The following is a 25781-nucleotide window of genomic DNA, read 5'->3' as shown; positions in this document are numbered from 1 at the left end:
GGCCCGGCGCGCCGGGGGCGCCCGACACGCACGGGCCCGGATAGGGCACAATTCGCTGTCGTCGCAAGGGAGTTGCGGGGGAACACGGGCTCGGGCCCAGGGTGCCGGAAGGTGGACGTCGGGCGTGGCGGTGCAGGAGGCGGAACACGGTGGCGCGGGCGCGCACGGGGGCGGGTGCACCTGCGGGGACTGTCCGCACGGCGCCCGCGCGGGACATCGGCGCGCGGTCGCCGAATTCCTGCGCAAACGGGACGAGTTCGCCGCCGGGCAGGGACTGCCGGCCGCGGTCGCCCACTCGGCGCCGGCGTCCCGGCAGTGGGTCTCCGAGGCCCTGACCCAGTCCGCCGAACTCGTCGCCGAACGCCGCCGGGCCGAGGGCGGGGCATGGCTGGCGGGACTCTGGCGCCGCACGGCCGGCGCGGTGTGGGCGGCGGTCGTGGCACTGCTGCTCGGGCAGGCGCTCACCGCGGTCGGCGCCGACTGGACGCCCGCGCGGACCGCCGGACTGGTGGCGGCGCTGCTCGTGGCCGGGGCGCTGACCGCGGCGTCCTGGTTCCACCGGGCGCGCGGCGGGGTGCTCGCCCCGGTCATCGGCGAGGACAACCGGCTGTCGACCTCCCGCGCGGTCGCGGCGGCCTGGGTGCTGTTCGTCTGCTACGCCGTACTGGTGCTCGTCGGGCAGTTGGCCCTGGCCTCCGGTCCCGGGGAACGGGACGCGCTGATCTCCGGTCTGGAACTGCGCCGGGGCGCCGGCGTGGTGACCGTACTGGCCGTCGTCTGCGGCATCGCCGTCCTGGTACGCCGGGTCGTCGGCCTCCGCGTCCTCGCCCAGCGGCTCCAGAAGGTCCCCGCCGACCGCCCCCGCGCGGCCGACCTCCTGACGGACGACTCGGGACGCGGCACCTTCGCCGACATCCAGTACGTCGTGATCGGCGCGGTCGCCCTGGTCTTCGCGGCGGTCCGGCTGGCGCGCCGCCCCGGACAGTTGCCCGACCTGCCGTGGGGGCTGGCGGTGCTGGTCCTGGTCTCGGCGGCGACCTACCTGGCCGGCAAGTACGCGGAAGGCGGCCGGCCCGTCATCCTCTCCGTGGTCCGGGCCCGCGAGGCCGGTGCCCTGGACGGCCCCATCCGCACCGGCGACGACATCGAGATCCGCGGCGCCGGCTTCGTCCCCCCGGGCGCCCAGAGCGCCGACCGCCTCTCCCGCATGGTCGTCCGCATCGGCCCCGTCAACGTCCATGTGCCCCTCGTCCCCGTCCCCGGCGGCTTCAGCAACCCCACCGACACCCTCCTCACCGTCCCGGTCCCGGCCGACGTGGAACCGGGCCGCGTCGACATCCAGGTGATCACCGCCTCCGGAGCGGAGACCAACCGCTGCACGGTGGACGTCACGGACTGACCCCGTCCCCCGCCGCCCCGCCCCGGCGGTCCGTCGCCCCGCCCGTCCGTCGACTCGCGGGCGGGTCGTGTCTCCCCCCGCAGTGCTCCAGTGCTCCAACCCTCACCCACCCGCCCGGCCCAGGGTGAGAATCCCCTGTCGATCACCGGATGAGCATGGCCCCCACCCCCTGCGTATGGTCTCTTGAGCAGGTCTCGGCACCCGCGGAGCGAGAGGCGGCCCCCACCCATGACCCACGGCATGCGCACCACCACCCACGGACTCCACCTCGGCGGTGGCAGACGCAACTGGCGTGACGACGCCGCCCGCTACGCCCTGCTCCCCCTCCGCCTCTTCCTCGGCATCACCTTCATCTACGCGGGCCTCGACAAACTCACCGACAGCGCCTTCCTCAAGGACAGCGGCACCGGCTCCGTCGGCGACATGATGCGGACCGTCCGCGGCTCCTCCGCCATCCCCGCCCTGGTCGACCTGGCCCTCAAGAGCCCGACCGGCTTCGGCTACGCCATCGCCCTCGGTGAACTCGCCGTCGGCATCGGCACTCTGATCGGCCTCCTCGCCCGGCTCGCCGCGCTCGGCGGCGCCCTGATCTCCCTGAGCCTGTGGCTGACCGTGAGCTGGGCCTCCGACCCCTACTACTACGGCAACGACCTCGCCTACCTCATGGCCTGGGTCCCCCTCGTCCTCGCCGGCGCACCGCTGCTGTCCCTGGACGCCCGGCTCCATGCCCGGCGCCGGCAGCGGTCCGGCGGCTACCGCTAGGACGGGGCGCCGGCCCCCGTGTCCGCCGGCGGACGGTCGGCGGGCGTCCGGTCCGCGGCCCGGCGGCGCCGTCGTACGCCCCGGGTGAGGACGGCGACCGCGCCCGCGAGGCAGAGGCCGCCCACCACGACGGGTATCAGCGCGAACCAGGGCGTGTCCCACAGCCCGCCCGCGTCACCGGCGTAGACGACGCCCGCGAGGGCCAGGAAGAGACCGGCGACCAGCCGCCCCGGCTGGAACTCATGACGCAGCACGGCTGACCTCCGCCTGTCCGACGCCGACCTGGAGGTCGAGGTCGAGTGTCCCGGTGCTCTCGCCGCCCCCGACCGGGGGCAGGGTCACCTGCTTGTGCTTGCCGGGCGCCACGTCCACGTCCTTCTGGTCGTCGCCCGGCAACTGGATGTCGCCCACGCCGACCTCGATGTCCAGCCGCACGGTCACGTCGCGCGGCACGATCACCCGTATTCGGCCCGCGCCGACATCCGCCCGGGTGCTGACCGTCCGCCCGTCGCCGACCTTCAGCCGGGACAGGTCGAGGGTGCCGACGCCGCTGCCGATGTCGTACTGCTCCCGCACCTCGGCGACCGAGGCGGGCCGCCAGTCGGCGCGCGCCCAGTGGGTGCCGATGTTGCCGGGCAGGGCGGCCGACGCGGCGAGCAGGCCCGCGGTGACGACCGCCCAGAAGATCGAACCGATGCCCGTCCGCCCGAGGAACGCGCTGAGCGCGATGCCCAGCCCGAAGATCACCAGCGCGCAGGACAGCCCCGTCTGGAGGCTGGTGCCCAGCGGGTGATCGTCCCAGGCCAGGCGGGTGGCGAGGCCACCGGTGAGGACGGCGAACAGGAAGACCGGGCCGCCGATCCGGCGGGCGTCGCGCTGCTTGGACGGCATCGCCGGCGGCACCGGCCCCTCGGTCTCGGGGGCGCCGTGGCTGATGTTGATCGCCGCCGCGATGTCCCGGCCGCGGGCGTCCCAGGGCCCCCACAGATACCCGGTGCCCCCGACATGGGAGCCGTCCTTGACGATGGGGTCGCGCCACCAGGACGGGTACGCGGAGGCGACCGGCGGGGCCTGCGCCTCGGGCGGGGCGTCGGCCACGGCCTGGGCGGCGAGCGGATCGGGGCTGGGGGTGCCGCGCCGCCGCGACCAGTACCCCGCGCCGGCGAGGAGGAGGGAGAGTATGACGGCGAAGGACAGCACCCCGCCGTTCTTCAGCATGGTGAGGAAGACCCCGCAGCCGACCAGGGCGAACAGGACGGCCGTCAGCGCCTGGCCGTCGACGCGGCCGGTGAGCAGCTTGCGCACCTCGTTCTCGTCCTCGTCGTCGGTCGGGACGAACAGCCAGGCGAAGCCGTAGAAGATCAGACCGAGGCCGCCGGTCGCGGAGAGCACCGCCAGGGTGATCCGGAAGATCACCGGGTCCAGGTCGCACTGCCGTCCGAGCCCGGCGCACACCCCGGCGAGCACCTTGTGCCGCCGGTCCCGCCGGAAGGTGTGCGGCGGGCCGGAAACACCCGGTCCGGGCGCGGCAGCCGCGGCGGGCGCGGCGCCCCGCGGCCCGGCACCCGGCGGCGGGTGCGGGCCGGAGCCGGGTCCCGGACCCGTCGCGGCGTGCTCGTGTTCTGTCATGCGTCCATGGTGACGGGCGCGATGCCCCGGCGGCAGTTGTGACGACCCTGGTCGGACCCTGATATCGGCCCCGAGCCGGGACCGGGAGGTGTTCGACGGCGGCGCCGCCGGAAGATCAGGGGAGTCTTAGGGACCGACCCTGATGCCCGGGTCGTCGCGCCGTGTGACCATCATTGGCATGCCGGAAGCCGCAGCAGCGCCCATCGTCGAACCGCGGCCGCCGCGCAAGCTCTACCGCAGCAGTGACGGACGCTGGCTCGGTGGTGTGGCGCGGGGGCTCGCCGGGCACCTCGGGCTGCCCGTGGTCTGGGTGCGGCTGGTCTTCGTCGGCCTGTTCATGGCCGACGGCCTGGGCGCGCTGCTGTACGCGGCGTTCTGGTTCTTCGTGCCGCTCGGCGTCGGCGGGGTCGAGGCCCAGCGGCCCCCGTCGCTGGTCTCGGCCGGCACCTCGCCCGACGGCCGCCGCAGACTCGTCACCCGCAAACCGGACAAGGGGCAGATCGTCGCCCTGCTGCTCATGGTCGTGGTGGCCATGATCTTCGTGGGCAATGTCAACCTCGGCGGCGGCGCCAGGGTGTACCTGTGGCCGACCGTGCTGGTCGGCGCGGGCGTCGCGCTGGTCTGGCGCCAGGCGGACAACGCCCGCCGGGCCCGCTGGGCCGAGGTCGGCCGCCACCGGCGTACGGTCACGCTGCTGCGCACCGGGGCGGGCGTGCTGCTGGTGACGGCCGGTGTCACCGGCGTCTTCGTCCTCCAGGGCTCCGCCGCCCATCTCGGCTCCGTCCTCCAGGCGGCCCTCGCCGTCCTGGTGGGGATAACGCTGCTGGCCGGGCCGTATCTCGTCCGGATGACGCAGGACCTCTCCGAGGAACGCCTGATGCGCATCCGCGCCCAGGAGCGCGCCGAGGTCGCCGCGCACGTCCACGACTCGGTGCTGCACACCCTGACCCTGATCCAGCGCAACGCGGACCAGCCGGGCGAGGTGCGCCGCCTCGCCCGCGCCCAGGAGCGCGACCTGCGCGCCTGGCTCTACCGGCCGGAGGGCAACGGCAAGGACGAGGACGACGAGCCCACCACCCTCGCCGAGGCGGTGAAGCGCAACGCGGCCGAGGTCGAGGACCAGCACGGCGTCCCCATCGAGGTCGTCGTCGTCGGCGACTGCCCGCTCGACGAACGGACCGGGGCGCAGATGCAGGCCGCCCGCGAAGCGATGGTGAACGCCGCCAAGTACGGTGGCCAGGGCGGCGCCGTTCAGGTCTACGCCGAAGTCGAGGGCAGGACGGTCTTCGTGTCCGTCCGGGACCGCGGCCCCGGCTTCGACCTCGACTCGATACCCGCCGACCGCATGGGTGTCAGAGAATCGATCATCGGCCGCATGGAGCGCAACGGGGGCACGGCGAAGCTGCGCGCGGTGCCCGACGGCGGCACGGAGGTCGAGCTGGAGATGGAGAGGGCGGAGAAGACGTCATGAGCGACCCGACCGAGGGGACCGCGGAGTCCGGCGCACCGACCGGCGGCGCGGGCGCACGCCATGTGCGCGTGGTCCTCGTCGACGACCACCGCATGTTCCGTACGGGAGTCCAGGCCGAGATCGGCCAGACCGAGCAGACCGGCGTCGAGGTGGTCGGGGAGGCCGCCGACGTCGACCAGGCGGTCACCGTCATCACCGCGACCCGGCCCGAGGTGGTCCTCCTCGACGTCCACCTCCCGGGCGGCGGCGGGGTGGAAGTGCTGCGCCGCTGCGCCCCGTTGATGGCCGACGCCGAGCGGCCGGTCCGTTTCCTCGCCCTGTCCGTCTCGGACGCGGCGGAAGACGTGATCGGCGTGATCCGCGGCGGCGCCCGGGGGTACGTCACCAAGACGATCACCGGCACGGACCTGGTGGACTCCGTCTTCCGGGTCCAGGAGGGCGACGCCGTCTTCTCCCCGCGGCTGGCCGGGTTCGTCCTCGACGCGTTCGCCTCCACCGACGCCCCGCCGGTCGACGAGGACCTCGACCGCCTCACCCAGCGGGAGCGCGAGGTGCTGCGCCTGATCGCCCGCGGTTACGCGTACAAGGAGATCGCCAAGCAACTGTTCATCTCCGTCAAGACGGTCGAGTCCCATGTCTCGGCGGTCCTGCGCAAGCTCCAGCTCTCCAACCGCCATGAGCTGACCAGATGGGCCACCGCCCGGCGGCTGGTCTGACGCACACCACCCGCGCTCGCACCACCCGCGCTCGCACCACCCGCGCTCACACCACCCGGGTCGCCCCGGCGAACGGCATCTGGTCGACCGGTGCCAGACGGACCGGCGCGGAAGGGTTGGGGGCGTGGATCATCCGGCCGTTGCCCACGTAGATGCCGACATGGCTGACGCCGGAGTAGAAGAACACCAGGTCGCCGGGGAGGAGTGCGGCGCGGGAGACGCGGCGGCCGGCGCCGATCTGGGCGTAGGTGGTGCGGGGCAGCGAGACGCCCGCGGAGCGGTACGCGGCCTGGATCAGGCCCGAGCAGTCGAAGGCGTCCGGGCCGGTCGCGCCCCAGACGTAAGGGCTGCCGAGCTTGGCGTAGGCGTAGGAGACGGCCGCCGCGGCGCGGGAGTCGGGCGCGTGGGCGGCGGCGGTGAGGGCGTCGCGGGCGCCGGAGGAGCGGGTGGCGCGGCCGGGGGCGTCGCCGGGGCGGGCGCGTTGTTCGGCGGTCAGCCGGGCCAGCAGGCGGCGGGCCTCGGCGAGTCTGCCGGTGACGGTCGCGCGGTGCCGTTTCAGCTCCGCCTTGCGGGAGGCCAGCGAGGTGAGTTCGACGCGGGCGGCGCCGCGCAGCCGTTCGATCTCCCGGAGCTGGGCGCGGACCCGGCCGAGGGCTGCCGCGTGCAAGCTGCCCGCCCGCTCGATCCAGGCGGCCGAGTCGAGGTACTGCCCGGGTTCGGCGGAGAGCGCGAGCTGCACGGCGGGGTCGATCCCGCCGGTGCGGTACTGGGCGGTGGCGACCGGGCCGAGCGCCTCCCGGGCGGCGTTGAGCCGGTCCTGCCGACGGGCCGTCTCGTCCCGCAGGTTCTCCAGCCTCCGCTCGGCCGCGTCGGCCTTCTCCCTGGCGCCGTTGTACTTCTCGGTGGCCACCTCCGCCTCCCGGTACAGCCGGTCGACCTCGCTCTCGATCTGCGCCGGTGTCGGCTCGGGGGCGGCGTGCCCGGTGCCGGTCCACGCCGTCGCGGTCGCCGCGCCGGTCAGGGCGATGGTGGCGGCGGTGCGGGCGGGGCCGCCGTTCGCCGTGCGTTGCCGGGCTCTGCGGTGTGCTGCCACCGGGGTCCCATGTCCTTCCGTACGACTGCTGTGACGACCCCCGTCGTTCGCAGTCGGTCCGGTGGTGGTCCCGCACAGGGGGGACGGGCCGCCACCGGACCTTCTGGCGGTGTGGCCGGCTGCCGCCCCGGGCCCGGGGCGGCGGTGGGGAGCCGGGCACCTGGGGGAGGACGCTAGACCGGCGCCCGGCGGGCCGGTGCGGCGATGCACGGAAGTGACGGCAGAGGGCCGGGTGATGCCCGTATGTGACCACGAGGGCGGCCGGCAGCCGTTCCCTCCACGCTGAGTCATGATCGTTGTGCCGGAACCGGAAGCGGGGGAGGGCGGCCGGGTGCTATCGGCGCGCACGGACGCACCCCCGGCCCGAGGAGGGCCGGGGACCGGGGCGGTGTCGGGGGAGGGGGCGCCCCTCGTTAGGCTCCGGCCCCATGGACGTAGTCATCCACCTCTTCGTCGGCCTTCACATCATCGGCATCGCGGCGCTGCTCGGCGGCTTCCTCACCCAGATGAAGGCGATGGGCCAGGGCACCGCCCGCTTCGGCCCGGCCATGCTGCACGGCGCGCTGACGATGCTGGTCACGGGGGTGATCCTGGTCGGCCTGAACCAGGCGGACGACCAGTCCGTCAACAACATCAAGATCGGCGTCAAGCTGGCCCTGCTGATCGTGATCCTCGGCCTCGTCTACGTGAAGCGGGACGACGAGAAGGTGGACAAGCCCCTCTTCGGGCTGGTCGGCCTGCTGACCATGGCGAACATCTTCATCGCCGTGCTGTGGACCTGAGCCGCGCCAACTCCGCCCGCGCGGAGACCACCGCCCCCGCGGCGACCGCCAGCCAGGCGGCCACCGAGATCCACAGCAGCACCTGACCCGGCCCCTCCAGCCAGGGCACCTCGACGGCGGCGGCGACGGACAGCGTCGCCGCCGCCGTCATGCCCAGCGGGAACACCGTCGACCAGCGCCGCACGTCGTAGCGGAGCCGCGGCCGGAGCACCTCGGCGACGAGCAGCACGGCGTACCAGGCCAGGTCGAGGACGAGCAGGACGACGGTCACGGTGCGCAGGGCGTCGGCGTCGTCCCGGTTCCACAGGTACAGGCCCGTGCCCTCGGCGGCGAGCAGCTTGGACCCGGCCAGCGCCGAGATGGCGAGCGCGCCGCCCGCCACCCAGTGGTCCCCGGCGCCCCGCGTCACCTGCCACAGGTCGAACCGCCACAGGGCGGCGACGTAGAGGACGAGGCCGAGCCAGAACGGCACCAGGGCCGCGTGCGCCGGCCACGCCGTGGAGGTGACGGCGGCGAGCGTGGCGCCGAGCACCGCGAGCCCCTGCGTGGCCACGCAGCCGAGGAACACCGCCCCGGGCATCCGCCGCCCCCAGTGCCGTACCACCAGGACGATCAGCCCCGGCCACAGCACGGTCGCCAGCGCCAGCAGGATGGCCGCCGGGGTCTGCCCGCCGAGCTGCGAGACGCGGGTGCCCAGCACGGTCGTCGCCGCCACCGCCGTGAGCGCGCCCGGCGTGACCGCCCGCGCGAGCCATGTCGCGCGCTCCCGCAGCAGCAGGGTGACGAAGTTCCCGGCCAGGCCCAGCCAGGCGGCGCAGGCCAGGACCAGGGCGATCCGCGACAGCGACTCGTGCCCGGTCAGGTGCAGGCCGACCGACACGATGCCGGTCGCCATCACCGCGGCCCCGGCCGCCGGTGGACGCCGCGCCCACCAGGCGCGCAGGGATGTGGTGCCGGACGACATGCGCCGATGCTAGAGAGCGGACCCTCTCACGCCGGTCGCACCACGCTGTGGAGCGCCGACTCTCCGTCGCAGGAGACGGATTCCTCCCGGGCGTAGGCGCCCGGCTCCGGGGCGTTGATCATCATGCCGTCGCCGGTGCGGAGGCCCACGTGGGAGACGTCGTCGTAGAAGAAGACCAGGTCACCGGCCGCGCTGCGCGTCGGTCCCGGTGCATTTCCGTGGCCTTGGCTACGGGTGTCACCTTCCGTGATCTCCGCAGCCTGGAGCGTGTCCGGTGATCCTCTTTCCGGCCGGGTTTTCGAGGTGGCAGCCGGTTGTCGGTGGGGCGCCCTAGACTCGTAGAGCGATGAGCAGCCTCTTTGACGACAGCTTCCTGGCGAGCCTCCAGGCCCCCCGCGGCCACGACGAGGAACCTCCGCCGCCCCCCGAGGACGACCACGTGCCGGAGCCGGTCCCGGACGACCTGTTCGCCGGGAAGTTCGACGCGCCCCCGGAGCGGGACGCCTACTACCGGGACGGCGCCCCCCGCCCGGTGGTCGACTCCGCGGCCCTGCTGGCGGGGCTGAACGACAACCAGCGAGCCGCCGTGGCGCACGCCGGCTCCCCCCTGCTCATCGTGGCCGGCGCGGGCTCCGGCAAGACCCGCGTGCTCACCCACCGCATCGCGTACCTGCTCGCCGAGCGCGGCGTGCACCCCGGCCAGATCCTCGCGATCACCTTCACCAACAAGGCCGCGGGCGAGATGAAGGAGCGCGTCGAGCAGCTCGTCGGCCCGCGGGCGAACGCGATGTGGGTGATGACCTTCCACAGCGCGTGCGTGCGCATCCTGCGCCGCGAGTCCAAGCGGCTCGGCTTCACCTCGTCCTTCTCGATCTACGACGCCGCCGACTCCAAGCGCCTGATGGCGCTGGTCTGCCGCGACCTGGACCTCGACCCGAAGCGCTTCCCGCCCAAGTCCTTCAGCGCCAAGATCAGCAACCTGAAGAACGAGCTGATCGACGAGGAGGACTTCGCCGCCCAGGCGGCCGACGGCTTCGAGAAGACCCTCGCCCAGGCGTACGCCCTGTACCAGTCGCGGCTGCGCGAGGCCAACGCCCTCGACTTCGACGACCTGATCATGACGACGGTCAACCTGCTCCGCGCCTTCCCGGACGTCGCCGAGCACTACCGCCGCCGCTTCCGGCACGTCCTGGTCGACGAGTACCAGGACACCAACCACGCGCAGTACGCCCTCGTGCGCGAGCTGGTCGGCGGCCTGGCCGAGCACCCGGTGGAGGTGCCGCCTGAGGCCGAGGTCCCGCCCGCCGAGCTGTGCGTCGTCGGCGACGCCGACCAGTCGATCTACGCCTTCCGCGGCGCCACCATCCGCAACATCCTCCAGTTCGAGGAGGACTACCCGGACGCGACGACCATCCTGCTGGAGCAGAACTACCGCTCCACCCAGACCATCCTGAGCGCCGCCAACGCGGTCATCGAGCGCAACGAGTCGCGCCGCCCCAAGAACCTGTGGACCAACGCCGGCGCCGGCTCCCGGATCACCGGATACGTCGCCGACACCGAGCACGACGAGGCCCAGTTCGTCGCCGACGAGATAGACCGCCTCACCGACGCGGGCGAGGCCAAGGCCGGCGACGTCGCCGTCTTCTACCGGACCAACGCCCAGTCCCGTGTCTTCGAAGAGGTCTTCATCCGCACCGGCCTGCCCTACAAGGTCGTCGGCGGCGTCCGCTTCTACGAGCGCAAGGAGGTCCGGGACGTCCTGGCCTACCTGCGCGTCCTCGCCAACCCCGAGGACTCGGTGCCGCTGCGCCGCATCCTCAACGTGCCCAAGCGGGGCATCGGTGACCGCGCCGAGGCCATGATCGACGCCCTCGCCCAGCGCGAGAAGATCAGCTTCCCGCAGGCGCTCAGGCGCGTGGAGGAGGCGTACGGCATGGCCGCGCGCTCCACCAACGCCGTCAAGCGGTTCAACACGCTGATGGAGGACCTCCGTACGATCGTGGAGTCCGGCGCCGGACCGGCCACCGTGCTGGAGGCGGTCCTCGAACGCACCGGGTACCTCGCCGAGTTGCAGGCGTCCACCGACCCGCAGGACGAGACCCGCATCGAGAACCTCCAGGAACTCGCCGCCGTCGCCCTGGAGTTCGAGCAGGAGCGCGGCGAGGGCGAGGAGGCCGGGACACTGGCCGACTTCCTGGAACGGGTCGCGCTGGTCGCCGACTCCGACCAGATCCCGGACGAGGAGGACGGCGACGGCGTCGTCACCCTGATGACGCTGCACACCGCCAAGGGCCTGGAGTTCCCGGTCGTCTTCCTCACCGGCATGGAGGACGGCGTCTTCCCGCACATGCGCGCCCTCGGCCAGACCAAGGAACTGGAGGAGGAACGGCGCCTGGCGTACGTCGGCATCACCCGCGCGCGCGAGCGGCTGTACCTGACCCGGTCCACGATGCGCAGCGCCTGGGGGCAGCCGTCCTACAACCCGCCCTCCCGTTTCCTGGAGGAGATCCCGGCCGCCCACGTGGCCTGGAAGCGGACCGGAGCGAATGCCTCCGCCTCGTCCGCCGGGCCGGTCTCCGGGGTCGCGGCCTCCCTGTCGTCGTCCCGCTCCCGGTCCTCCGCGTCCGGCGGCTCCGGGTTCGCCACCAGCCGGGCCGGCGAGAAGCCGACCGTGTCGCTGGCGGTCGGCGACCGGGTCACCCACGACCAGTTCGGCCTCGGCACCGTCGTCGCCGTCAAGGGCACGGGGGCGAACGCGGAGGCGACCATCGACTTCGGCGACACCAAGCCGAAGCGGCTGCTGCTGCGCTACGCGCCGGTGGAGAAGCTCTGACGCGCGGCGGGTGGGATCAGGTCGGGTCGAGGCCGTGGCTGCGCAGCCACGCCAGCGGGTCGATCGCCGAGCCGCCGGCCGGCCGCACCTCGAAATGCAGGTGCGGCCCGGTCGAGTTGCCCGAGTCGCCGGAGTACGCGATCGGGTCCCCGGCCTTCACCGTCGTACCCGAGGCGACGCGGTAGCTGGAGAGGTGGCAGTACCACGTCTCCGTGCCGTCCTTCGCCGTCACGATCATCATGTTCCCGTACGCGCTGTTGAGCTGGGTGCGGACCGTGCCGTCGGTCGCGGCCATCACCGTGGTGCCGTACGAGACGGGGAAGTCGATGCCGGAGTGCACGGACATCCAGTTGATGCCGGCCTGGCCGTAGTAGGCGCTGAGCCCGTGCTGCGCCACCGGCAGCGCGAACTTGGGGCGCAGCCGCTCCTTGCGCGCCGCCTCCTGTGCCGCGCGCTTCTTCTCGGCCGCCTGCTGCGCCTTGAGGTCGATGCGCTCCTGGGTCCGGCTGGCGCGGTCGGCGAAGTCGTCGGCGCCGGCGGAGAGGCTCGCGAGCTGGGTGTCCAGCTTGCTGTTGACGGCGGACGGCTTCACCGGCGTCGCGTCCGGGGCGGCGGCGGCCGTCTCCTTGCCGTCGTCGCCGGTCAGCGTGTTGACGGAGGCGGCGGCGATACCGGCGACCCCCATCACACAGGCCGAGGGCACGGCGATGGTCAGCAGCGCGGACCGCTTGGCCGGGCGGCGCCGGGAGCGGGAGGCGCTCCGGGAACCGGCGCGGGTGGTGGCCGGGGACGCGGCCCGGGACGGCGTGATCTCCTCCTGGCCCTCGAGGAGCACCCCGACGGCGGGGAGTTCGCCGGTGGCGGAGAGGCCGTGGTCGTCGTCCGGGTCCGGGTCGGAGTACTGGGCGGTTTCCGGGTGCTGGGCCGGTTCCGTGTCGTTCGGGAGATCCGTGGCGGGGTCCGGCGTGCCGTCGGTGTTCCACTGGGTGGCGTCGTAGGCACCGGTGTCGTACGTGCCCGGCTCGAAGGTCCCCGTGGTCCATTCCCACTGCTGGGTGGGGTCGGCCGGTTCGGCGGTCCGGTCGTGCCGGCTCCAGCCACCGGTGTCCCACTGACCGCCGGCCTCGGGACCGGCGCCCTGCGACGGCACGGCCGCCAGCACCTGGTGATCGGCCGTCCAGGCGGTGGTCTCGTAGGCGCCGGTGTCGTAGGCGGCGTGGTGCTGGGCCGCGTACGGGTCATAGTTCACGGTCTGCTGGGTACCGGTGGACCACTGGGCGGAGTCGTACGAGCCGGTCGTGTCGTACGAGCCGGTGTCCGGCCCGGGGAGGCTGCCGAAGAGCGGGTCGGCGGCGAAGGATTCGGTGCCGAAGGACTCGGTCGTGAAGGACTCGGTGCCGGGAGGCTGGGCGGCGGGGGCACCGGTGGCAAAACCGGTGGTGTCGTACCCGTCGTATGTGGTGAGGTCGCCGTACGCGGCCTCCTGGGAGCCGTACGACGCGTAGTGCGCCGAGTCGGCGTCGGAGGCCGAGGCCGGGGTGGTCATGGTCCCCGACGGGTGACGGTCGTTCACCAACTTCTCTTTCGCCTCGACAACAGGGGCTGCCAGAGCAGTGCGGCGACTGTACCCGGCGGTATGCGGGCACGACAATCTTCGCCAGGTTTCACTCGTACAGGAAACGGGCAATCGGCCGTGATTCGGCGGTCGATGGGCGCGAGTTTGACTTGGCGTTCGACGCCTGTTCGAGTTGTCGAGGGGGTCGCGGGCCGGAGCCCTGTCGCGGAGCCGGGCTGTCGCCGGGCCGTCCGCCCGCTGTCAGGCGACGGTCAAATCCGAGGAGCCGGTGCCGGACGGGGCCGTGTCGTCGGGCGCGTCGAGGGCCTGCCGGATGCCGGTCGCGACGGCGGGGTGCACCGGCAGGGCGAGGTGGCCGACGCCGCTCACCCGCACGTTCCGCACCGACAGGCCGGGGTGGTCCAGACAGGCCGTCTCCGGCGGGTCCATCATCCGGTCCAGATCGCTCCAGAAGCTGACGAACTGCGTACGGCAGCCCGGCGCGGGAAGGGCCAACTCCTCGATCACCGGTGAGCCGGGGCGCATCTGCCGGACGATCGGGTGCGCGTTCGCCAGAGGCACCACCCGGGTGCCGGAGTGCGGGGTGCCCAGGGTCACCAGCATCCGGACGCGGTGGTCACCGCCCAGACGCTGTATGTAGTACCGCCCGATCAGCCCGCCGAGGCTGTGCCCGACGATGTCGACCTGCCGCGCGCCGGTGCGCTCGCAGATCTCCTCGATGTGCCGGCCCAGCAGCTCCGCGGCGGTGCGGATGTCGCAGGTCAGCGGCGAGTAGTTGAGCGATTCGACCTGCTGTCTGCCGTGCTGGGCCAGGCTGCGGCGCAGCAGCAGGAAGACCGAGCGGTTGTCGATGAAGCCGTGCAGCAGGACCACCGGCGGACGGCTCTCGGCCTGCAACGGCAGCCGGGGGGTGTCGTCGGGGTCCGGCAGCGGGCCGCCCGGTCCGGCCGGTCCGGGTGCCGGGAAGACCGGGGCGGCCCGGCGCTCCTGCGTCATGCCCGAGGGGTAGAGCAGCAAGTGTCCCGCCAGGATCGCGAGGTCCAGGGCGGTCGCCTTCAAGAGGGTCAGGGAGAGCCCGGCGAGCCTGCCGGGCAGGGCCGGGATCGGGAGGGCCGGCAGGAGTCGCTGACAGATGGGGAGGAAGGGCTGCGCTGCCCTGGTGACCTTCATTGGCCGACCTCCTGTCGGCACGCGGAGAGCGCCTCTGTCCCCCGTGTGCCCTCATGGAGAGCCGTGACACAGGTGCTGGGTGATGCGAATGAGGTGCGAACGGGGTTTGCGAAGCCACTGCCCGTGGTAGGGCGGCTCCCGCTCTCCGCTTCGCGCTCCCGTACGCCGCCCAGCGCGCCGCTGACCGGCCGCGCCGCTGTGGCTCTCCGTGCGCTTGTTCCCGCCGATTTCTCGGAACGCTGCGCGGTGAACGTGTCCCACGTGTGATTTCCCCCTCTGTATCCACCGCGAAACGGCCGGTTGCGGGATGCTGGCGATAACGTGCGTTCACTTCCCCCGGGCGTGGTGCCGGGCACCCCGGCCGCGGGGCGGTGCGGCGGGCGTACGTACGTGTGTACGTGCACGGGGCCCGTACCGCGGGTGCGGCGGGTGCCGTCCGTGCGGCGTGTGTGACGGGCGTGGGTCGGGTGGCGTGTGCGGTACTGGCGGTGTCAGAGGTGCCGGCGGTACCAGCAGCTCTTGTCGATACGGATGGATGTAATCGCTTCATGGAGGCAGTGATGGGTGTGGCAGCCGGTCCGATCCGCGTGGTGGTGGCCAAACCGGGGCTCGACGGCCACGATCGCGGGGCCAAGGTGATCGCGCGGGCGCTGCGCGACGCCGGTATGGAGGTCATCTACACCGGGCTCCACCAGACCCCCGAGCAGATCGTCGACACCGCGATCCAGGAGGACGCCGACGCGATCGGGCTGTCCATCCTCTCCGGGGCGCACAACACGCTCTTCGCCGCGGTGATCGACCTCCTTCAGGAGCGGGACGCGGCGGACATCCTGGTCTTCGGCGGCGGGATCATCCCCGAGGCGGACATCCCCCCGCTGAAGGAGAAGGGCGTCGCCGAGATCTTCACGCCCGGCGCGACGACGGCGTCCATCGTGGAGTGGGTACGGGAGAACGTCCGTCAGCCGGCCGGGGCGTAACGGGGCCGGGTCCCGGTCCTCCCGGTCCCGTCAGCTCGGGGGCGGAGGGCCGGCCGGGGCGGCGGGCTTGGTGGGCTTGGTGGGCTTCCCGGGCTCGGCGGGTTCGGCAGGCTCGGCGGGTCCCGCGGGCTCGGTGGGCTCGGCGGTGGTGTTCAGCTCCTCGGTCATCGCCGCGCGCAGGCGCAACGTGGTGACCAGGCGCTGGAACGCCTCCGCCCAGTAGCCGCCCGCCCCCGGCGAGGCGTCCTCCGGCTCGTCCGGTATCGCCAGGAGACCGTCGAGTCTGCTCGCCTCCGAGGGGTGGAGACAGCGCTCGGCCAGCCCCATGACGCCGCTGAAGCTCCACGGGTAGTTCCCGGCGTCCCGCGCGATGTTGAGCGCGTCGACCACCGCGCCGCCGAGCGGTGCCGCCCAGGGCACCGCGCACACCCCGAGAAGCTGGAACGCCTCGGACAGCCCGTGCGTCGCGATGAACCCGGCGACCCACTCGGCCCGTTCGCCGGCGCCCAGCGTGCCCAGCAGCTTGGCGCGCTCCGCCAGCGACACCGCCCCCGGACCTCCGGCCTCCGGTGCCGTGGGCGGCCCGAGCAGCGCCCGCGCCCACCCGGCGTCCCGCTGCCGTACGGCCGCCCGGCACCACGCCCCGTGCAGCTCGCCCTGCCAGTCGTCCGCCACCGGGAGGGCGACGATCTCCCCGGGCGTACGTCCGCCGAGCCGCCCGGACCAGACGCCGAGCGGCGTCGCCTCCACCAACTGGCCGAACCACCAAGACCGTTCACCGCGCCCCGCGGGCGGTTTCGGCACCACCCCGTCACGCTCCATGGCGGCGTCGCACTCGTGCGGCGCCTCCACGACGAGGGTCGGCGTGGTCCGGCTCCGGTCGACGGAGACACAGGTCAGGGCCCGCGCCGCCATCCGCGCGGCGAGCGCCGAACCCGGCAGCGCCGACAGCAACTCCGCCGCCGTGGCCCGGACGTTGCGGCTGCGGTCGGCCAGCGCCTGCTCCAGGAACGGCTCGTCCCCGGCGCCCAGGCCCGTGCGCAGCGAGTCGAGGAACATCAGCCGGTCCTCGGCCCGCTCCGTCCCCCACGTCGAGGCCAGCAACTCGCGTGCCATGGCGGGGTCGTGAGCGCGCAGGGAGGACAGCAGCGTGACCCGCTCGGCGAACAGACCCTCCTGCCACAACCGCGTGGCCTTGTCCGTCTCCCCGGGGCGCGGCAGGGCGGCGTCCCCGCCCGGTGCCGCGCGCAGGGCGAACCGCCACTCGGGGTTCAGCCGGGCCAGCCACAGGGCGCGCGGCCCGGCGAAGGCCAGGGCCGCCGGCCGCAGGTCCGTCCGTCCCCGGGCCGCGTCCAGCAGGGCCGGCAGGGTCTCCGGCGGCGCGGCGAACCCACGGGCGTTCGCCGTCGCGAGCCACTGGGGCAGCAGCTCCATGAGGTCGGGTGCGGTGCCCCTGCGGCCGCCGCCGGAGGCGCCGGGCCGGTCGGCGAGCAGCATCGCCAGCCGCCGGGCGGCCGCCGTCGGCAGGGGCGGGCGGCGGTCCTCGGGCGCCGGCGCGGGCCGCTCCGCCGCCGCGGCGGGACGCAGCCCCGCCCTCCTCCGTACGGTCGCCATGGCGGCCGCGTCCAGCAGCGCCACCGGCGCCTTCGGGCCGGGCGCGCAGCCCGGGGGAGTGCGCCGGTCGGTGCCGAGCAGGGCGGAGGTGACGAGTTCCTCCCAGTCGGCGGACACGGATGCGGACGCGGGCACGGACGCGGGGGGCGTGCTGGTCATGCGGGTCCTTTCCTCGGGCGGGGTGGGTGGGGTGGGATGGGACGGAGCGGCTGGCTGGTTGGGCGGGGGTGGCTCTGTGGACGTGCGCGGGGCGTGCAGGGGGCGGGGGCGGAAGCGGGTCGGGTTCGGTGGCGGGACTGGGCCGGGAGGTCGGGTGCGGAGGCCCGGACCGGGTCGGGGGTCAGGGCCGGGCGGCCGGGTGGTGAGGCTCCGCCGGTGGGCGCGTCAGCACAGCGGCACCGCGGGTCCCTGGGTCGCCGGCCAGGCGGTCAGAGGGGTGAAGCCCCGGTGGCCGCACTCGCCGAAGACCGTGACGGGTGCGCCGCCCGAGAGCGCGACCAGGCGCCACAGGCCCGGCCGGCTGCGGGCGGTGGGCGTGAGCGGCAGTGCGGTGTCCCCGCCGGCGTCGGCCAGTTGCCAGGTGTCGCCGTCGGGGACGGGTATGACCCGGTCGAGGGTCACCGGCACGGACTCCAGCCAGGGATCGTCGCGCAGCGCCTCGCCGTACCGGGCCGCCGCCGCGGTCGTCGTGATCCCCGGCGGACGGATCGCCGTCCGCACGGGCGGGGCGAACCGCTCGCCCAGCGACGCCCGGTGCTGTCCGGCACCCGGATACGGCGTGACCTCACTCTCCAGCAAGAGGCCGACCGGCAGCGCCAGCTCCGGGGCGCGGCCGGCGGCCCCGTAGGAGAGGAGCAGGGCGGTGCGGTGCGAGGCGGCACCGTAGATCCAGATGCGCCGGGTCGTCAGGCGGGCGTCCACCGTGTCGTACTGGGCGAGGACCAGCCAGCGGTCGCGCAGGGCGGGCCCGTCCGGCGTTCCGGTCAGGCCGACGCGGGAGCGAACCGTCGCCGCCAGACCGTCCGGCAGGTGCTCCCGGCGCAGCCAGCCCTGGTCCAGCAGATGGAGGAGGGCGCACTCCTCAAGCAGGCGGACCGGCCGGCCGGGCCCGGACGAAGGGATGGCGCCCAGCTCCCGCACCCGGGCGGCGAGGCCCGGCGCCTGCGCGTCGACCATGCGGGCCGCGGTCTCCTCCCACATCCCGTACCCGGCCTGCTCGGCCCCGGCCAGACCGCCGCGCAGCAGGTCCGCCAGCCGCTGCTCCAGCTCGGTCGTGCCCGCCGTGATCCGCTCGGCCCGGCGCTCCGCCCTGCGCCGCGCCGCCTCCGGATCACCGGACGGGGCACCGGCGGAGTCGGCCGGGCGCTGCCGCTCGGCGCGCTCGCGCCGCGTCGCCAGCCACTGCCGCGCCCAGTCCGGCGCCTGCCCCGGCGCGACGGCGCCGTCCCCGCCCGCCCAGAGCAGCAGCAGCCCGAGCGCGTGCTTGCACGGGAACTTCCGGCTCGGACAACTGCACTTGTACGCGGGCCCCGTAGCGCCCGCGAGGTCGACGACCGTCTGATACGGCTTGCTGCCGCTGCCCTTGCACAGCCCCCACACCGTCCCCTCGTCGTCACATCCCGCCTCGGACCACGGTCCGGCCGCGCCGAGTTTGCTTCCCGCTTTGCGTGACGCGGCGTCAGGCGCCAGTGCCAGCACCTGGTCCGCGGTCCAGCGCTCCCCCTGCTGAGTCATGTCTCGAAACTAGGACCTGCCACTGACAATCGGCCCTCGCGAGTGCGTTTGTGCAGGTCAGGGCGATTGTCAGTGGTGTGGTGCACGGTTGTTGTCAGATCCGAACCGGCCGAGCTGGAGGGGGACTCAGCCATGCCTGTGTCCGCAGAACCGACATCCGTCGACCCGCACCAGAACGGGTCCGCGCCTGTGAACACGGGCCCGGAGCCCGGGACTTCCGCAAGTGCGCCCGAGAGCGCGGAGGTCCTGCGTCCGCACGCCGAGGACGCCTTCGCCGGCGAACTGGCCGCGCTGGCCGCGCAGGACGACCGTCCGCGCCCGGACCGCTGGAAGCTGTCGCCGTGGGCCGTCGCGACGTACCTGCTGGGCGGCACCCTGCCGGACGGCACGGTGATCAGCCCCAAGTACGTGGGCCCGCGCCGCATCGTCGAGGTCGCCGTCACCACGCTGGCCACCGACCGCGCCCTGCTCCTGCTGGGCGTGCCCGGCACCGCCAAGACGTGGGTGTCCGAGCATCTGGCGGCGGCCGTCAGCGGCGACTCGACGCTGCTGGTGCAAGGGACGGCCGGCACACCGGAGGAGGCGATCCGTTACGGCTGGAACTACGCGCGGCTGCTCGCCCACGGCCCCAGCCGCGAGGCGCTGGTGCCCAGCCCGGTGATGCGGGCCATGGCCGAGGGGATGACCGCCCGGGTCGAGGAGCTGACCCGCATCCCCGCCGACGTACAGGACACGCTGATCACGATCCTGTCCGAGAAGACGCTGCCGATACCCGAGCTGGGCCAGGAGGTGCAGGCGGTCCGGGGGTTCAACCTGATCGCCACGGCCAACGACCGCGACCGCGGTGTCAACGACCTGTCCAGCGCCCTGCGCCGCCGCTTCAACACCGTGGTGCTGCCGCTGCCGGAGACCGCCGAGGCCGAGGTCGACATCGTCTCGCGCCGCGTCGACCAGATCGGCCGGTCCCTCGACCTGCCGGCCGCGCCCGACGGCATCGACGAGATCCGCCGGGTGGTGACCGTCTTCCGCGAGCTGCGCGACGGGGTGACGACGGACGGGCGGACGAAGCTGAAGTCGCCCAGCGGCACGCTGTCCACGGCCGAGGCGATCTCCGTCGTCACCAACGGGCTGGCGCTGGCCGCCCACTTCGGGGACGGCGTGCTGCGGCCCGGCGACGTGGCCGCGGGCATCCTCGGCGCGGTCGTCCGCGACCCGGCGGCCGACCGGGTCATCTGGCAGGAGTACCTGGAGACGGTCGTCCGTGAGCGCGAGGGCTGGACGGACTTCTACCGGGCCTGCCGGGAGGTGACCGCGTGACCGGCACGCGGACGGCGACCCGGACGATGACCCGGACCGAGCCCCGGAGGACGGCCCGGACGACGGCACGGGGGACGGCCTGGACGACAGCACGGACGATGGCCCGGACGGCGGTCCACGCGGTCGCCGCGACCGGTGACGAGGACGACTCGGCGTGGACGCGCAGGGGAGGGGGACGACGTGACCGACACTGACCGGTCCCGGGCGGGTGCGCCGGGCCCTGGCGGCACCGAACCGGGCGGGGCCGGGACCCGGGCCGGGACAGAGGGTGCCCCTCTGCTGCTCGGCGTCCGGCACCACGGTCCCGGGTCGGCGCGGGCCGTGCGGGCGGCGCTGGAGGCGGCGCGGCCCCAGGTCGTGCTGATCGAGGGGCCGCCCGAGGTCGATCCGCTGATCCCGCTCGTCGCCCATGAGGAGATGCGGCCGCCGGTCGCCCTCCTCGCCCACGCCGTGGACGAGCCCGGCCGGTCGGCGTTCTGGCCACTGGCCGAGTTCTCCCCGGAGTGGGTCGCCCTCCGCTGGGCCGTGGAACACGACGTCCCGGCGCGCTTCATCGACCTCCCGGCCGCCCACACCCTCGCCTGGCAGGCGAGGGTGTGGGCGGCCGGAGAGGAGACGCCGGAGGACGGACCGGACGAGGACCGCGCCCCCGACGTGCGCACCGATCCGCTCGCCGTGCTCGCCGGGGCCGGGGGGTACGACGACCCCGAGCGCTGGTGGGAGGACGTCGTCGAGCACCGGAGCGGCGGCGAGGGCGATCCCCTCGCGCCGTTCCTGGCGCTGGAGGAGGCGATGGGGGCGCTGCGGGAGACGGAAGAGGACACCGTGCCCGCGTCCGACCAGGACCCGGGCTCCATGCCCGGCCGTGACCCGGGCTCCGCGCCCGGCCGGGACCCGGTGGCCGGACGGGATCGGGACCTGGTGCGGGAGGCGTACATGCGGCTCCGGTTGCGGGCGGCGCGGCGCGAGTTCCCGGGTGGTGAGGTGGCCGTGGTGTGCGGGGCCTGGCACGTGCCCGCGCTGCGCCGCAAGGTCGCCGTCACCGCCGACCGGGCCCTGCTGAAGGGGCTGCCCAAGGCGAAGACGGACATGACGTGGGTGCCGTGGACCCACCGCAGGCTCGCCCGGAGCAGCGGGTACGGCGCGGGCATCGCCTCGCCGGGCTGGTACGGGCATCTGTTCGCCGCGCCGGACCGGCCCGTCGAGCGGTGGCTGACCAAGGTGGCCGGTCTGCTGCGGGAGGAGGACCGGATCGTCTCCTCCGCCCATGTCATCGAGGCCGTACGGCTCGCCGGGACGCTCGCCGCGATGCGCGGGCGCCCGCTGCCCGGCCTGAGCGAGACCACCGACGCCGTGCGGGCGGTGATGTGCGAGGGCTCGGACGTACCGCTGGCGCTGGTGCACGACCGGCTGGTCGTCGGGGACGTGCTGGGCGAGGTGCCCGCGGACGCGCCCGCCGTGCCGCTCCAGCGGGACCTCACCCGCGTCCAGCGCCGGTTGCGGCTGAAACCGGAGGCGCTGGAGCGCGAGCTGGAACTGGACCTGCGCAAGGACACCGACGCCGAGCGCAGCCGGCTCCTGCACCGCCTCCGGCTGCTCGGCGTCCACTGGGGCGAACCGGCCGCGTCCCGGGGGAGCACCGGCACGTTCCGGGAGACGTGGCGGCTGCGCTGGGAGCCGGAGCTGTCGGTGCGGGTCGCCGAGGCCGGGGTGTGGGGCACCACGGTGCTCTCCGCCGCGACCGCCAGGGCGGAGGCGGACGCCGTCGCCGCACCGGGCCTCGCCGACGTCACCGCGCTCGCCGAGCGCTGTCTGCTGGCCGAGCTGCCGGACGCGCTGCCGACGGTGATGCGCGTCCTCGCCGACCGGGCGGCACTCGACACGGACGTCGGCCAGCTCGCCCAGGCCCTGCCGGCGCTGGTCCGCTCCCTGCGCTACGGCGATGTGCGCGGCACCGACACCGGGGCACTCGCCGAGGTCGCCGCGGGCCTCGCCGAGCGGGTGTTCGTCGGCCTGCCCCCGGCGTGCGCCGCGCTGGACCGGGACGCGGCCGAGGAGATGCGCCGCCACGTCGACGCCGTGCACGGCGCGGTGGCCCTGCTGGGCGACGCCCCGACCCCGACCCCGGCCCCGAGCCCGGCCCCCGGTCGGCGCGATGCCCTTGCCCCAAGCCAGGACGACGCCCTCGGTCCAAGCCAGGACGACGCCCCCATCCCGAGCCAGGACGGCGCCCCCGCCCCGGGCCCGAGCGGTGTCCCCGCCCCGGACCGGCGCGACGGCCCAGCTCCAGGCCCAGGCGGCGCGCCCGCCGGCCCAGGTCACGGCGATCTGCGGACCCGCTGGCAGCGGGTGCTGCGGGTGCTGTCCCGGCGGGACACCGTTCCAGGCGTCATCCGCGGCCGTTCGGTGCGGCTGCTGCTGGACGAAGGGGAGCTGCCGCCGGACGGCGCCGCCCGCCTCATGGGCCTCGCCCTCTCACCGGGGACACCGCCGGTCGACGCCGCCGCCTGGATCGAGGGCTTCGTCGGCGGCGGCTCCGGTGGCGGGATGCTCCTCGTGCACGACGAGAAGCTGCTCGGCCTGGTCGACGCCTGGCTGACCGGCGTACCGGGGGAGGTGTTCACGGACGTCCTGCCGCTGCTGCGGCGCACGTTCTCGGCGTACGAACCCGGCGTCCGCCGGACCCTTGGCGAACTGGTCCGGCGCGGCCCCGGCACCCGGGGCGGCCCGACCGGCGCGGGCCCCGGCGTACCGGGATTCGCGGCCGAGCCGGACGCGGCCCGCGCGGACGCCGTGGTGCCGGTGGTGCGCCTGCTGCTGGGCCTCGGCGAGAACGACGGCGACACGGCCGGCGGCGAGGGCGGGGAGCCCGACCGGACCCGTCACGACAACGACCCTGTGGGGGTGCGGACATGACCGCCGAGCGGATCGGCCAGGACCACGACGAGGACCGGGAGCGGCTGCGGCGCTGGCGGCTCGTCCTCGGCGGCGACAGCGCCGACGGCACCGGTTGCGCGCTCTCCGGGCGGGACGCGGCGATGGACGGCGCGCTCACCGCGCTCTACGGGAAGGGGGACCGGCCGGCGACCGGACGGGAGCGTTCGGCGGGGCTCGGCGCCTCGGCGCCCTCCGTGGCCCGCTGGCTCGGGGACATCCGGACGTACTTCCCGTCCTCCGTCGTCCAGGTGATGCAGCGGGACGCCATCGACCGGCTCGGCCTGGCCACGCTGCTGCTGGAGCCGGAGATGCTGGCGGCGGTGGAGGCCGACGTCCACCTCGTCGGCACGCTGCTCTCCCTGAACAAGGCGATGCCCGAGACCACCAAGGAGACCGCCCGCGCCGTCGTGCGCAAGGTCGTCGAGGACCTGGAGAAGCGGCTCGCCACCCGCACCCGGGCCACCCTCACCGGGGCGCTGGACCGCAGCGCGCGTGTCAGCCGGCCCCGCCACCACGACATCGACTGGAACCGGACGATCGCCGCCAACCTCAAGCACTACCTGCCGGAGTACCGGACGATCGTGCCCGAGCGGCTCGTCGGCTACGGGCGGGCCTCCCGGTCGGTGAAGAAGGAGGTCGTCCTCTGCATCGACCAGTCCGGGTCGATGGCGGCGTCGGTGGTGTACGCGTCGGTGTTCGGGGCGGTGCTGGCGTCCATGCGGTCGATCAGCACCCGTCTGGTCGTCTTCGACACGACCGTCGTCGACCTCACCGACCAGCTCGACGACCCGGTCGACGTGCTCTTCGGCACCCAGTTGGGCGGCGGCACGGACATCAACCGGGCGCTCGCCTACTGCCAGTCGCAGATCACCCGGCCCGCCGAGACGGTGGTCGTGCTGATCAGCGACCTGTACGAAGGGGGGATACGGAACGAGATGCTGAAGCGGGTGGCGGCGATGAAGGCGTCGGGGGTGCAGTTCGTGACGCTGCTGGCGCTGTCCGACGAGGGGGCGCCCGCCTACGACCGGGAGCACGCGGCGGCGCTGGCCGCGCTGGGCGCACCGGCGTTCGCCTGCACGCCGGACCTGTTCCCGGACGTGATGGCGGCGGCGATCGAGAAGCGCCCGCTGCCGATACCGGACCCGACGTGACCGTCTGCCGGTACCGGACCGGACATGCCCGGTCCGGTCCGGCCCCGGGGCAGCGGCCGCCCCGCGCCTCGGCGGATCGGCCGGCCCACCCCGGCCCCCCGGCCACTCCCGCTCCCAGCCCCCCCGGCCACTCCCGCTCCCGCCCCCCCGCCACTCCCGCTCCCGTCCCCCCTCCGACCTCACCGAGCCGCCCCCACACCGGTGAGGTCACCGGGCCGCCAGGTGTGCTTCCGGCACCCGGTGCCAGGACCGGCGGCATCATGTGACAGGTATCACCGCTCAGGTGTGAGATGCGATTTAGAGACCCCGTGCCAGCGGCGATAACCTGCGAGACGGACATGCCGCGCGCTCGGACACCGTGTGCGCCTCCCTTGTGACAACAGCGGACGTCACGTTGCCCTTCGCGGCACGCCCACGCATCCAACGAACCGCGAGATCACTGATAGGGACGGAAGCGCGTGGACCTGTTCGAGTACCAGGCGAGGGACCTCTTCGCCAAGCACGATGTACCGGTGCTGGCCGGTGAAGTCATCGACACGCCTGAGGCGGCGCGCGAGATCACCGAGCGTCTGGGCGGCAAGTCCGTCGTCAAGGCTCAGGTGAAGGTCGGTGGCCGCGGCAAGGCCGGTGGCGTGAAGCTGGCGGCCACCCCGGACGAGGCCGTCGCCCGCGCGACGGACATCCTCGGCATGGACATCAAGGGCCACACGGTCCACAAGGTGATGATCGCCGAGACCGCGCCCGAGATCGTCGAGGAGTACTACGTCTCCTTCCTCCTCGACCGCGCCAACCGCACCTTCCTCTCCATCGCCTCCGTCGAGGGCGGCATGGAGATCGAGGAAGTCGCCGCGACCCGCCCCGAGGCCGTTGCCAAGACCCCGATCGACGCGATCGACGGTGTGACGCCGGAGAAGGCGCGCGAGATCGTCGAGGCCGCGAAGTTCCCGGCCGAGGTCGCCGACAAGGTCGCCGACGTCCTGGTCAGGCTCTGGGACACCTTCATCAAGGAGGACGCCCTCCTGGTCGAGGTCAACCCGCTGGCCAAGGTCGCCTCCGGCGAGGTCATCGCCCTGGACGGCAAGGTGTCCCTCGACGACAACGCCGAGTTCCGCCACCCCGACTTCGAGGAGCTCCACGACAAGGCCGCGGCCAACCCGCTGGAGGCCGCCGCCAAGGAGAAGAACCTCAACTACGTCAAGCTCGACGGCGAGGTCGGCATCATCGGCAACGGCGCGGGTCTCGTCATGAGCACCCTGGACGTCGTCGCGTACGCCGGTGAGAAGCACGGCAACGTCAAGCCCGCCAACTTCCTGGACATCGGCGGTGGCGCCTCCGCCCAGGTCATGGCCAACGGCCTGGAGATCATCCTCGGCGACCCGGACGTCCGCTCCGTCTTCGTCAACGTCTTCGGCGGCATCACCGCCTGTGACGAGGTCGCCAACGGCATCGTCCAGGCGCTGAAGCTCCTGGAGGACCGCGGCGAGAAGGTCGAGAAGCCGCTCGTCGTCCGCCTCGACGGCAACAACGCCGAGCTGGGCCGCAAGATCCTCACGGACGCCAACCACCCGCTGGTGCAGCGCGTCGACACCATGGACGGCGCGGCCGACAAGGCCGCCGAGCTGGCCCACGCCGCCGCCAAGTAAGCACTCAGGACGA

Annotated in this window: 19 protein-coding genes and 1 pseudogene; 11 read left to right on the top strand and 9 right to left on the bottom strand. The window is 73.9% G+C overall.

What is annotated here, in order from left to right:
• The first annotated feature begins 124 nt into the window (after positions 1-124).
• Complete coding sequence (locus tag ACFY32_RS05260; RefSeq protein ID WP_390673468.1) at positions 125-1399, top strand: hypothetical protein; 1275 nt, start codon at positions 125-127, stop codon at positions 1397-1399.
• Positions 1400-1627: 228 nt separating this feature from the next.
• Positions 1628-2161: a DoxX family protein gene (locus ACFY32_RS05255; protein WP_390673467.1), complete on the top strand. Its 534-nt coding sequence runs from the start codon at positions 1628-1630 to the stop codon at positions 2159-2161.
• On the opposite strand, the gene ACFY32_RS05250 is transcribed toward ACFY32_RS05255, so the two are convergent.
• Together ACFY32_RS05250 and ACFY32_RS05245 are read right to left on the bottom strand one after the other, a co-directional pair.
• A complete protein-coding gene (locus ACFY32_RS05250) occupies positions 2158-2415 on the bottom strand; it encodes a hypothetical protein (protein ID WP_390673466.1) in 258 nt (85 codons plus the stop codon). The genes ACFY32_RS05255 and ACFY32_RS05250 overlap by 4 nt on opposite strands.
• A complete protein-coding gene (locus ACFY32_RS05245) occupies positions 2402-3790 on the bottom strand; it encodes a PspC domain-containing protein (RefSeq protein WP_390673465.1) in 1389 nt (462 codons plus the stop codon). The genes ACFY32_RS05250 and ACFY32_RS05245 overlap by 14 nt, the downstream gene beginning before the upstream one ends.
• A 178-nt stretch (positions 3791-3968) precedes the next feature.
• Here ACFY32_RS05245 and ACFY32_RS05240 point away from each other — a divergent pair, with 178 nt between their 5' ends.
• Both ACFY32_RS05240 and ACFY32_RS05235 read left to right on the top strand, forming a co-directional pair.
• On the top strand, positions 3969-5261 hold the full coding sequence (locus tag ACFY32_RS05240; protein ID WP_359189038.1) for a PspC domain-containing protein: 1293 nt from the start codon (positions 3969-3971) through the stop codon (positions 5259-5261).
• Complete coding sequence (locus tag ACFY32_RS05235) at positions 5258-5977, top strand: response regulator transcription factor (RefSeq protein WP_359189035.1); 720 nt, start codon at positions 5258-5260, stop codon at positions 5975-5977. Before ACFY32_RS05240 ends, ACFY32_RS05235 begins: the two co-directional genes overlap by 4 nt.
• Before the next feature lie 46 nt (positions 5978-6023).
• On the opposite strand, the gene ACFY32_RS05230 is transcribed toward ACFY32_RS05235, so the two are convergent.
• Entirely contained in the window at positions 6024-7070 is a 1047-nt protein-coding gene (locus ACFY32_RS05230; protein WP_359189032.1) for an NlpC/P60 family protein, read from the bottom strand.
• A 428-nt stretch (positions 7071-7498) separates the two neighbouring features.
• Between ACFY32_RS05230 and ACFY32_RS05225 the strand changes: the two genes are divergently transcribed.
• Positions 7499-7852, top strand: a complete 354-nt coding sequence (locus ACFY32_RS05225; RefSeq protein ID WP_359189029.1) for a hypothetical protein — start codon at positions 7499-7501, stop codon at positions 7850-7852.
• On the opposite strand, the gene ACFY32_RS05220 is transcribed toward ACFY32_RS05225, so the two are convergent.
• Both ACFY32_RS05220 and ACFY32_RS05215 read right to left on the bottom strand, forming a co-directional pair.
• Positions 7830-8816, bottom strand: coding sequence for a tellurite resistance/C4-dicarboxylate transporter family protein (locus ACFY32_RS05220; RefSeq protein ID WP_359189026.1), 987 nt, complete (start codon positions 8814-8816; stop codon positions 7830-7832). The two genes, ACFY32_RS05225 and ACFY32_RS05220, sit on opposite strands and share 23 nt — an antisense overlap.
• A gap of 26 nt (positions 8817-8842) precedes the next feature.
• A pseudogene (locus ACFY32_RS05215) lies at positions 8843-9004 on the bottom strand (glycoside hydrolase); the annotation flags it as partial.
• A 158-nt stretch (positions 9005-9162) separates the two neighbouring features.
• On the opposite strand from ACFY32_RS05215, the gene pcrA reads away from it, so the two are divergent.
• Positions 9163-11649: a DNA helicase PcrA gene (gene pcrA, locus ACFY32_RS05210; protein ID WP_359189023.1), complete on the top strand. Its 2487-nt coding sequence runs from the start codon at positions 9163-9165 to the stop codon at positions 11647-11649.
• A 16-nt stretch (positions 11650-11665) separates the two neighbouring features.
• Here pcrA and ACFY32_RS05205 read toward each other — a convergent pair whose 3' ends face one another.
• Both ACFY32_RS05205 and ACFY32_RS05200 read right to left on the bottom strand, forming a co-directional pair.
• Positions 11666-13222, bottom strand: a complete 1557-nt coding sequence (locus tag ACFY32_RS05205; protein WP_390673464.1) for a M23 family metallopeptidase — start codon at positions 13220-13222, stop codon at positions 11666-11668.
• Between the two features lie 243 nt (positions 13223-13465).
• A complete protein-coding gene (locus tag ACFY32_RS05200; protein WP_390673463.1) occupies positions 13466-14395 on the bottom strand; it encodes an esterase/lipase family protein in 930 nt (309 codons plus the stop codon).
• A gap of 560 nt (positions 14396-14955) precedes the next feature.
• Between ACFY32_RS05200 and ACFY32_RS05195 the strand changes: the two genes are divergently transcribed.
• Positions 14956-15372: a cobalamin B12-binding domain-containing protein gene (locus ACFY32_RS05195; protein ID WP_359189014.1), complete on the top strand. Its 417-nt coding sequence runs from the start codon at positions 14956-14958 to the stop codon at positions 15370-15372.
• Between the two features lie 30 nt (positions 15373-15402).
• Here the strand turns inward: ACFY32_RS05195 and ACFY32_RS05190 are convergent, their stop codons facing one another.
• Together ACFY32_RS05190 and ACFY32_RS05185 are read right to left on the bottom strand one after the other, a co-directional pair.
• Positions 15403-17145 carry a DUF5691 domain-containing protein gene (locus tag ACFY32_RS05190; RefSeq protein WP_390673462.1) on the bottom strand — a complete coding sequence of 581 codons (1743 nt, stop codon included), beginning with the start codon at positions 17143-17145 and terminating at the stop codon, positions 15403-15405.
• 225 nt (positions 17146-17370) lie between these two features.
• A complete protein-coding gene (locus ACFY32_RS05185) occupies positions 17371-18720 on the bottom strand; it encodes an SWIM zinc finger family protein (protein ID WP_390673461.1) in 1350 nt (449 codons plus the stop codon).
• Positions 18721-18852: 132 nt separating this feature from the next.
• On the opposite strand from ACFY32_RS05185, the gene ACFY32_RS05180 reads away from it, so the two are divergent.
• The 4 genes from ACFY32_RS05180 (at position 18853) to sucC (ending at position 25768) form a co-directional block, all read left to right on the top strand.
• Positions 18853-20037: an AAA family ATPase gene (locus ACFY32_RS05180; RefSeq protein ID WP_390673460.1), complete on the top strand. Its 1185-nt coding sequence runs from the start codon at positions 18853-18855 to the stop codon at positions 20035-20037.
• A gap of 180 nt (positions 20038-20217) precedes the next feature.
• The gene (locus tag ACFY32_RS05175; RefSeq protein WP_390673459.1) at positions 20218-22953 is read left to right on the top strand and encodes a DUF5682 family protein; all 2736 of its coding nucleotides are present in this window, start codon (positions 20218-20220) and stop codon (positions 22951-22953) included.
• Entirely contained in the window at positions 22950-24125 is a 1176-nt protein-coding gene (locus ACFY32_RS05170) for a VWA domain-containing protein (protein WP_390673458.1), read from the top strand. Before ACFY32_RS05175 ends, ACFY32_RS05170 begins: the two co-directional genes overlap by 4 nt.
• A gap of 458 nt (positions 24126-24583) precedes the next feature.
• Positions 24584-25768 carry an ADP-forming succinate--CoA ligase subunit beta gene (sucC, locus tag ACFY32_RS05165; protein WP_359189000.1) on the top strand — a complete coding sequence of 395 codons (1185 nt, stop codon included), beginning with the start codon at positions 24584-24586 and terminating at the stop codon, positions 25766-25768.
• Positions 25769-25781 lie beyond the last annotated feature (13 nt).

Origin of the sequence: Streptomyces sp. NPDC000134 (genome assembly GCF_042899225.1) — a bacterium.
Lineage (GTDB): Bacteria > Actinomycetota > Actinomycetes > Streptomycetales > Streptomycetaceae > Streptomyces.
Note: the sequence above shows the minus strand (reverse complement) of the source record. Positions and strands in the feature narration are given on the sequence as shown.